We start from the raw sequence: 7989 nt of genomic DNA, 5'->3' as shown, positions 1-7989 counted from the left end.
TATTATGTATCTAATGCTATTATAACATATATACATAAATAATGCTACCTAATACTAACGAAATTGGTACTGCTTCTGGTGTCTGAATTGTGTCTTTCGATATAATATAAGTTCCAAAAGTAAGCTTCTTTTTATTCATTATCTTTCGGAAAACGATAAGAGAAAATAGAATCAAACCTGAAGCTATTTGATACAAACCTTGAATAAACAGGATTAAAATGAAGATATGCATGGTTGGAAAAAGTACCTTTGTAAACAAAGACAAGATAATCAGCATTTTAATATCTCCTGCTCCAAATACTCGATATATCTTTCTTAACATCCACCCAATAAATCCTGTTATCGATAGAATTAAAAACCAATCAATAAAAGATAATGTAAACCATACAAACAAAGGTATAGACAGTAGAAACAAGCTAAAATGAAGCCAATTCCAGGTCTTTAAGTAACGTATATCTGAATAGACATTTATACTCATATAGACAACCAGAAGCAGTAAGGTAAGAAAATTAATCATCACCTAGCCAACAAACTATTCACTTTCTTAAAAATCCCTTTCTTTTGATCAAGCAAGATCGGAATGTCAGCATCTTTGCAAATATCATGATACAACCTACGCAAGATTTGTTGAGCTTCTTCATTTTCAAAGTAGAATAACTCTCTATTAAAGCTTGCAGTCAATACTTGCTCTTTCATAAAAGCCGGACATTTATAGGCTTCCTTTAATCCTAACTCCTGTAATTCTTGCTTTGAACATTCTTTTATATAAGGATTTAACAAATAGTGAACAGATGGAAATTCTGCTTGTCCTTGATGTTCCAACAACCATTCTAAACGCTTATAATTGGCCAAGAATGAAGTAGGCATTAAATCAACAACCACATAAATGTGATCAAACATTTGTAAAAATGGTTGATGTACGTCTAAATCATAATAGCCTAGATCAAACACTCTAAAGGTATGCTTGCCTGTGTTTAGATACTGAAACATCTTACTAATCGTGAAAGATTCAATTTCTCCTTGAGTATAATCAATTGGATAAACAGCCATTTTTTTATAAAAAAATGTTTTATTTACAGGAACGGCAACCCCATCATTTATGAAATGAGGAACACTTACAAAAGATGTCTCTGTCGTATCAAATACATCCTTTAAATACGTTCTCCCCTTTTCGGTCATTGGATTTTCATATAACCCCACATTGAATTTTTGTTCAATTAAAAAAGAAGCAAAGTTGACCGCATGAAAAGTCGAACCAGCACCTTTTGATAACGATATAAAAGCAATATTTTGTGGAGTAACAGAAATTAGTTTTTCTACTACTTTAACTTTGTTGTTTAATTCAGTCGAAATTTCTTCCTTTAACAAATCAATAAAAGCTTGTTTTTGTTCAACTTTTACTGGATCTTGTTCATCTACTGTCAATAAATCTAACTTTTTAATAACATGATGATAAATACTTTCTGCATAGCCTGAACCTAGAGTTAAAGTTCCTTTATAGAGTTCTGTATCCTCATCGTCAAGTATGTAAAAATCAACCTCTTCAACCCGATTTTGAAAATGAAAATCTCGTTCTAATGCAAGTGTAAGCTGATAAGCTTCTAAAAAAGGCTGCTTTACAAACTTTTTGATTTCTTTTGCAGAACTATTCGTAAACATTACATAAATCATATTAGTTACCCGAAGTTAATATTAGTATTAAGACCTGAAGCTAGTCCATATGCTCCCATAACCACAACAAGACCTACAGCTCCACCAATAAACCAGCCTTTAGCATGTTGTCTACCACTTTGGCCACCCCACATTAAATAATAACCACCTACACAGAATGATAAAGCAGCACCAACCATCCCAAGACGTTGCGCCCATTTCAAAATAGATGTCGCTGATGTGATTAATGACGCCATGCCATCAGTTGTACCTACAGCAAAATTTAGTAAATCCATTTACATTCATCCTTTCTTTCCTCAAAGTTTATGAGGTTTTTTCCTTGTAGTCATTAGAATCAGTTGTAAAAGCTGAAAGAGCCATCAAAATCGTGTCTTGATTCTCTTCAATCAACTGTAGATGTTGATTATGAAGCCACTCATTATATTCTTGATTATTTACAATCAGTAATTTTTCAACTAAGTCACGTGATTTTTTTAGCTCTTTTTGACTAACGGCCAATGTACATTCACCCCCTTTCAAGAAAAAGACAAAATAAAAAAACCCTGCTACTACAAGGCTTCCTGTCTTTTAACGCTCTAATTGGTTTATTTTTTCTTGACCTCTACGATATTCCAATCGGTTTACTTTGACTAACTTCACCAGTAATCCATGCAAATCGTTTTGTGAAAGATGCCCTATTTTTTTTAGAATCTTTAATGAATCCATCTCATAAATATTTTCTCTATTGCATTTTATAATTGATGGCTTTCTGAAACCAGCCTTTTTCCAATTTTCTATCAAATATCCATATTTATGATTCGCTTTTTTGTCAATCTGGCTAGTTACCTGAAAAGCATATAATTTTTCATCTTCAGGATCTTTAAATGCTACTATAGGACGTGTCTTACTTTGATTTTTTTCGAAAAAAGAAACTAGCGCAATAAAACATTACCCTAGTTGTATTCCTTCAATATCTTTATTCTTTTGTATAATCGTACTCTTCGTCATTATTAAACCACTCCACATCTTGAGGATTAGACGAATCTAATAAAATTTCACCTTTTTCATTTTGCTTTAGTTTTCTAAGTTTGAAGCCTGATTTTTTATTAAGTTTTTTCCACATCTCAAACAATTCTTTATTTGACTTTTCTTCTAAATTCATAATAAACACTCCTTTTAAAAAGGATTAAGATTAATATATATAATTTTACTACACTGAATAATGATTTTAAAATCTAACGGGAAAATATAAAATTAAATCTTTCTATTTCTGGCCGGAATAGATAAACCCTATGATGGCATGCTTATTAAAGCCCATCAATGCACAACGTTTCTGGCATTATACGAAGAACCTCACATACTACTATTTACCATTTCAACGCTTCATCAGATATAACCTCACGTTTACTTTAATGCATAGATTACTATATGTCGTAAATTACAAGCCACAAGTGTGTTTCAGGTCACACACACTGAACCAATTAGCGTAAACCCTTACTCCTAGTGTGACTATCTAAAAGGGGCACAATATATTATTTTCAAAGAACGTTGTGTCTTCCCGACACATTTTAAAATCATAAATATTCTAGATAACTCTTAATTCATCTTGTTTAGTTCTTCTCTTTGCAATAACTTGATGCTTTTCATTTACTACTGAACGAACTTGATAATATAGTTCAGCTACATGAACTCGCTCTTTGGTTTTTCTTTCTACTGCTATAATTCCATTTAAATCATAGCATTTACCATCAAAAGTAAGAATGTTATGAGCTGTTGACGGTAAATCATAAAATGAGAAACGCTTTTTATTTTTCATCGTTATCACCTACCCATCCACTTTTTTAAAATTTCTTAATAAGATCATAAAGACTAAAGATCATAATAATTATTTTTCAATATACCAATATATGTACATATATTAATTAATTTTAGATTTTTCTCCTTAATAATTCCTAAACGTCTCTTATCTACCCAGAACTCTTCAATTTGTTGTTACCACCTAAGATAACATAACATGACATCAAAAGTAGGACATTATTTAGCTTCACAAACATCAAGATTCGCATTAAGAATCCAGATAGGATTATTACCAAAAAATCTCATACATCTGAATTACATGGTCGATTAACTTTTTAAAAAAATTGAAAAACATATTGATACTAACTATAAATAAATATGAAAAAATAACGTTACAATCAAGATTGTTCACTTAGAATAGCTTTCGTTCAATTTATGTAATTTAACCTTTTACAATCCAAAGTTTAATTAAAAAATTTACAGTATTATTCAATTTTCACATGATTTATGATTTTTTTTGAATCATGTTTTTCTCTTCGATTTGTACGAATATTTGAATCGCTAGTTTTCTTTACTGCCATCGAAATATCTTCCTTACTTTTACCAGATTTAATCAATGAATTTAACACACAGTCAATTTCACGTATTATTCCCATTGATATTCACCACCTCATCCTTTTTGACCACAGGTTTAAATAACCATCTAAATTACCTAGTATAATTTACTCACAACTAAAATATTAACAGGAGGTCAAAACATTGTCTAGATATTTTAAAAAAACACATCCTATTAACAGTAAAAATTATGAAATTAATTGTCTGTATGTCAATAAGACGTTAAACTAGAATAAAAGGGGGTGTAAGTTTGAATATAACTAGCGAAAGATTAAAAGCCTTACGAAAAGCACAAAGAATGAATTTAGAACAAGTTAGCCAATATGTAGAAGTATCACCATCGGCTATTTCATATTATGAATCAGGTAAGAAAAGACCTTCAACCGATACATTATTAAAATTTTGTGACCTTTACCAAGTAAGTTCAGACTATTTACTTGGACGTAAAGACTCATTCGACGGTAGTCCGGAAACATCTGACACTATCAAAGAAATGCTTGCACTAATTGAAAAAAGAAGTACTCCAGAACAAGAAAATATTTTAGAAGCATTGAAATTATTACTCCCACCTAAAAATTAAGAGAGCTATTGTAGCTCTTTTTTAATTATAGATTTCATTTCGAAATAGCCCTTTAGGGCTCGATTAGTACCCTCTTTAGAGGTTGGCTAAAAATTTCGGTCATCCGTGAGAAAGTGTATTACCATGTTAATTGTCTGAATTTAAGATAAACTATTGATTTTAGATAATCGAAGGACGACTCTAAAACGAAACGATCACTGAAAATCGTATATAGTATAAGAAGTGACTACCATTCATTTACATAGTAATTAGAAACGCAAAACACCGTAAAAAGTTAAGTACAATGATTAAATGTAATAATAAGAGTTTATTTATTATATTAAAGTAATTTTTAATTTTACCAAATTCATCATATATAACGTCTATTTTTTTTGTCTAACACGCCAAACAGTTCCTCAAACTAACTCTTTTGCACTAGCTTGCTATGCTAATTGATAAAATACATCTGCATTATCCCAGGAAGGTGCCAGGTACACTTTTGATTCCTTATTGTCATCATCTCTACACTTGGTCGTGCTTTTTCTTCTGTCATTTTAGTACCTACCTTTCAATGTGTATATGGACTTGAAATATGGAATAAAAACAGAAAAAACCCATTAACAAGCTAGCACATAATAATTATGTACTAACCAATTAATAGGTTTTTCCCTTTTATAGTAAATTCAGTTGTTGTATATTTCAAGATTGTTAGCGGTTGTTTCGCTAAGATAATCGTATCTAATTTAGTTTTAAAGGTCAAAAAGTATTTCAATATTAGATTTATTACTTTAACTAATTTGAATGGATCCAGATGTGTAGGAATAATAAAGCCTACTGGGAATTGCTAAAATCTAATTAAAATTCCATTAACAATAATTCAAGTTCGTCCTCCAGTGAAGTTCCATTTTGTTCTCTTGTAATCTCAAAAGTTTTTTTATAAATACAAGCATACTTCTAAGCTAGAAAACCATCTATTGGGAACGTATAATTTTGCCACTCTTGTCTGTATCCTAAAATACCACGTTGCTTAATGATTCGATCCAAATATCATTAAAATTACAATCTATGTTAATCTTAATGGTTCTTTACATACTATACTTATCCATCTTCAACCCTCTAAAAGAGCATCTGACCCTTTATCTTTTGCTTCAATGGTAAAATCAATTTAAATAATCTTATTCTTTTCATCAAGAACTGTGACATCATCTATCTCATATTTTTTTACTTTCTTCTAACGTGGTACGTATTTTTCCTGATATTGTGCTAAGTAATATCCAACTACTTCACACCAACTAACGTCATATTCTTTGTTTTAGTTGTAATTGAAAATCCTTCTATTTGTTTAAATTCTATTTTATTTTGCTTATAGGTGTAATACATAAAATAGCTTAAACTAATCAAAATTTCTGCTAAAAAAGCTACTATACCAATGATTTCGTGCTCTTCTTCCCATATCATCATCCCTTATTCTTCATAATTGTGTTTAAAGAAAATGATTTTATAGTTAAGTTTATCATATTTCTGCATACCATTTATATTGTTCATGATAAGGACAAAGCATTTAGAGCTAGAGTCACATGCCCATCAATCTAAGAATCTATAAATCCTCCAAATTTATGATTTGATTTTTAGGCAAAAAAAAGCTCAATTTTTTAATACGTTTATTTTCTTCTGTCTTGTTTAAATATTCAAATAAACCAATGCGATAATCCCGAAAGGTTCAGTAAGCTTCCCCACTTTCCTATCTTTTTTTGTGCATATAGCTCAAAGTTTTTGACATTTGATTCCCGTGCTTACCTTTCTTTTCTTTATTTATATCTTTACCCCCTAAAAGAAAAGGTTTTTGTAAAAAGTCTTATAAATTCTATTGAAAATTTAGAACATTGTTATTTTCGAGAATACATTGTGGAATTCTATAGTTTAAATGTAAGCATTTTTAGAGCTAACTGACTTTTATTTATTTTCATTATTAGATTTTCCATTAGTTCCTTAAATTTTGGTAAGTCTGAAAGACTTTTAATCTCAAAATTCGTTTGAACATCTACCGTTACATACACACCAATCACCCCAAGATTAGTATGAAGATTCAATGCAATACTATATCTTTTTAAGCAATTACATTTGTACATAATTAAGGTAGTATTTCTAGTTAGTACCACATCAAAACATATGTAAAACCCCATTAATAAGTTAGTACAATGACTAAAAATTTATGGGGTTTTACCTGTACCATACATATCTCAGTTTTCCCTGTAACTTCGCAAGTGTATCGCCTGCTTCATCGCATCGAATCTATCATTAAAGATCCAGACTATTCTTATATCAACCCTCATCAGTCAATTTAATACCCGAAAACACATCAAATGAGTAGAATCATCTACGTTTTTCTCTTTGTATTAGGAAGAAGAATCGATAGGAAGGCATAAAAAAATTTTATCTTTGGACTCCCAATACGTTGTTTTGTAATATGGAATAGATTTCCCTCTTCCTGAGAAAAATTATCAGATTTACTTTCTGTTTTGGTTGTATCGTTAATTTCAATTCCACCTCTTGAGTATGTTTTATATCTTGTTCCTCTTTACCCATCGCTAATAATTAAATACTTTCTTGCTGATCATTTAGCGTAGTTTATTTCTTTTTCACATAAGAGATGACTTTTGTTTCTTTCAACAAATGATTTGGAATAAAGTTCGCAACAATTTATTATCCCGGTTGTGATTCATTATCAAGAATTAACTTAACCACACATTGGATTTTTCGTATGGAATCTCTAGGTGTCATTACTGCCTGTTTCATAGCGGAGTAGCTAGATTGTGTACGCTGCATCGGGTCATCTTGTAATGCAGATATACATTCCCTTTTACTTAGACCTTCTTCAAAGAATACTTTTTCACAGAAAATTTCAGAGAAGTACTTCGCATCATTACCCGTAACATCGGATTTTCTAATTCAATCTGTGGGTCAATTTCCCCTATTGCATTTCTATCAATCTTTTTATCCTCAACATATAGTGCCGTTAGATAATTTATTTAATACTATTTAATATTATTTAATTTAAATTAATAGAATTTTAAAATACACATCTCAGTTCTATCAATTACTTAATTGGGTAGGACTCTCACAATAAATCTCTATCAATAATTCTAATTCTGTTTTCGCTAATAACAATCAATTACATCAAGCGATTCTAAATATTGTATTCTTCATTAATCTTTGAGAAACAACTGTTTATTTCGTAATGAAAATATCTTAAGTGGCTATTAACGAAGCAAATTGATTATTTATAAATAATACTTTCCCATTCAATTTGATTTGAATAATTTTAAATTGATTCCAATAATCATAAATAATTCATCATATTTAAATCG

The 7989-nt window shown here is 30.2% G+C and carries 10 protein-coding genes; 1 reads left to right on the top strand and 9 read right to left on the bottom strand.

The genetic code is table 11. The features are described 5' to 3' along the window. Positions 1 to 19: 19 nt before the first annotated feature. The 8 genes from V7014_RS25700 to V7014_RS25665 all read right to left on the bottom strand — a co-directional run bounded on the left by V7014_RS25700 (position 20) and on the right by V7014_RS25665 (position 4103). Positions 20 to 322, bottom strand: coding sequence for a hypothetical protein (locus V7014_RS25700; protein ID WP_335511712.1), 303 nt, complete (start codon positions 320 to 322; stop codon positions 20 to 22). 194 nt (positions 323 to 516) lie between these two features. After that, entirely contained in the window at positions 517 to 1671 is a 1155-nt protein-coding gene (locus V7014_RS25695) for a hypothetical protein (protein WP_335511710.1), read from the bottom strand. Between the two features lie 5 nt (positions 1672 to 1676). Next, on the bottom strand, positions 1677 to 1946 hold the full coding sequence (locus tag V7014_RS25690; RefSeq protein ID WP_335511708.1) for a hypothetical protein: 270 nt from the start codon (positions 1944 to 1946) through the stop codon (positions 1677 to 1679). 28 nt (positions 1947 to 1974) lie between these two features. Then, positions 1975 to 2169, bottom strand: a complete 195-nt coding sequence (locus V7014_RS25685; protein ID WP_335511706.1) for a hypothetical protein — start codon at positions 2167 to 2169, stop codon at positions 1975 to 1977. Between the two features lie 69 nt (positions 2170 to 2238). Then, positions 2239 to 2451 (bottom strand): hypothetical protein, encoded by a 213-nt coding sequence (locus V7014_RS25680; protein WP_335511704.1) that lies wholly within the window; start codon positions 2449 to 2451, stop codon positions 2239 to 2241. A 175-nt stretch (positions 2452 to 2626) separates the two neighbouring features. Then, positions 2627 to 2812 (bottom strand): hypothetical protein, encoded by a 186-nt coding sequence (locus tag V7014_RS25675; RefSeq protein ID WP_335511702.1) that lies wholly within the window; start codon positions 2810 to 2812, stop codon positions 2627 to 2629. Between the two features lie 423 nt (positions 2813 to 3235). After that, positions 3236 to 3475 (bottom strand): hypothetical protein, encoded by a 240-nt coding sequence (locus tag V7014_RS25670; RefSeq protein ID WP_438824979.1) that lies wholly within the window; start codon positions 3473 to 3475, stop codon positions 3236 to 3238. Positions 3476 to 3932: 457 nt separating this feature from the next. Further along, positions 3933 to 4103 (bottom strand): hypothetical protein, encoded by a 171-nt coding sequence (locus tag V7014_RS25665; protein WP_335511700.1) that lies wholly within the window; start codon positions 4101 to 4103, stop codon positions 3933 to 3935. Between the two features lie 209 nt (positions 4104 to 4312). On the opposite strand from V7014_RS25665, the gene V7014_RS25660 reads away from it, so the two are divergent. Further along, a complete protein-coding gene (locus V7014_RS25660; protein ID WP_335511698.1) occupies positions 4313 to 4642 on the top strand; it encodes a helix-turn-helix domain-containing protein in 330 nt (109 codons plus the stop codon). 1257 nt (positions 4643 to 5899) lie between these two features. On the opposite strand, the gene V7014_RS25655 is transcribed toward V7014_RS25660, so the two are convergent. Further along, on the bottom strand, positions 5900 to 6082 hold the full coding sequence (locus tag V7014_RS25655; RefSeq protein WP_335511697.1) for a hypothetical protein: 183 nt from the start codon (positions 6080 to 6082) through the stop codon (positions 5900 to 5902). Between the last annotated feature and the right edge of the window lie 1907 nt (positions 6083 to 7989).

The organism is Bacillus sp. JJ722 (assembly GCF_036963345.1).
Taxonomy (GTDB): Bacteria; Bacillota; Bacilli; order Bacillales; family DSM-1321; genus Bacillus_AD.
The sequence above is the reverse complement of the archived record's forward strand: the minus strand, read 5'-3'. Positions and strand labels throughout refer to the sequence as shown.

Excerpts from the sequence above, each read along its gene's own strand:
- V7014_RS25700 (WP_335511712.1), bottom strand. The coding sequence starts at position 322 with ATGTTAAGAAAGATATATCGAGTATTTGGAGCAGGAGATATTAAAATG.
- V7014_RS25695 (WP_335511710.1), bottom strand. The coding sequence starts at position 1,671 with ATGATTTATGTAATGTTTACGAATAGTTCTGCAAAAGAAATCAAAAAG.
- V7014_RS25690 (WP_335511708.1), bottom strand. The coding sequence starts at position 1,946 with ATGGATTTACTAAATTTTGCTGTAGGTACAACTGATGGCATGGCGTCA.
- V7014_RS25675 (WP_335511702.1), bottom strand. The coding sequence starts at position 2,812 with ATGAATTTAGAAGAAAAGTCAAATAAAGAATTGTTTGAGATGTGGAAA.
- V7014_RS25665 (WP_335511700.1), bottom strand. The coding sequence starts at position 4,103 with ATGGGAATAATACGTGAAATTGACTGTGTGTTAAATTCATTGATTAAA.
- V7014_RS25655 (WP_335511697.1), bottom strand. The coding sequence starts at position 6,082 with ATGATGATATGGGAAGAAGAGCACGAAATCATTGGTATAGTAGCTTTT.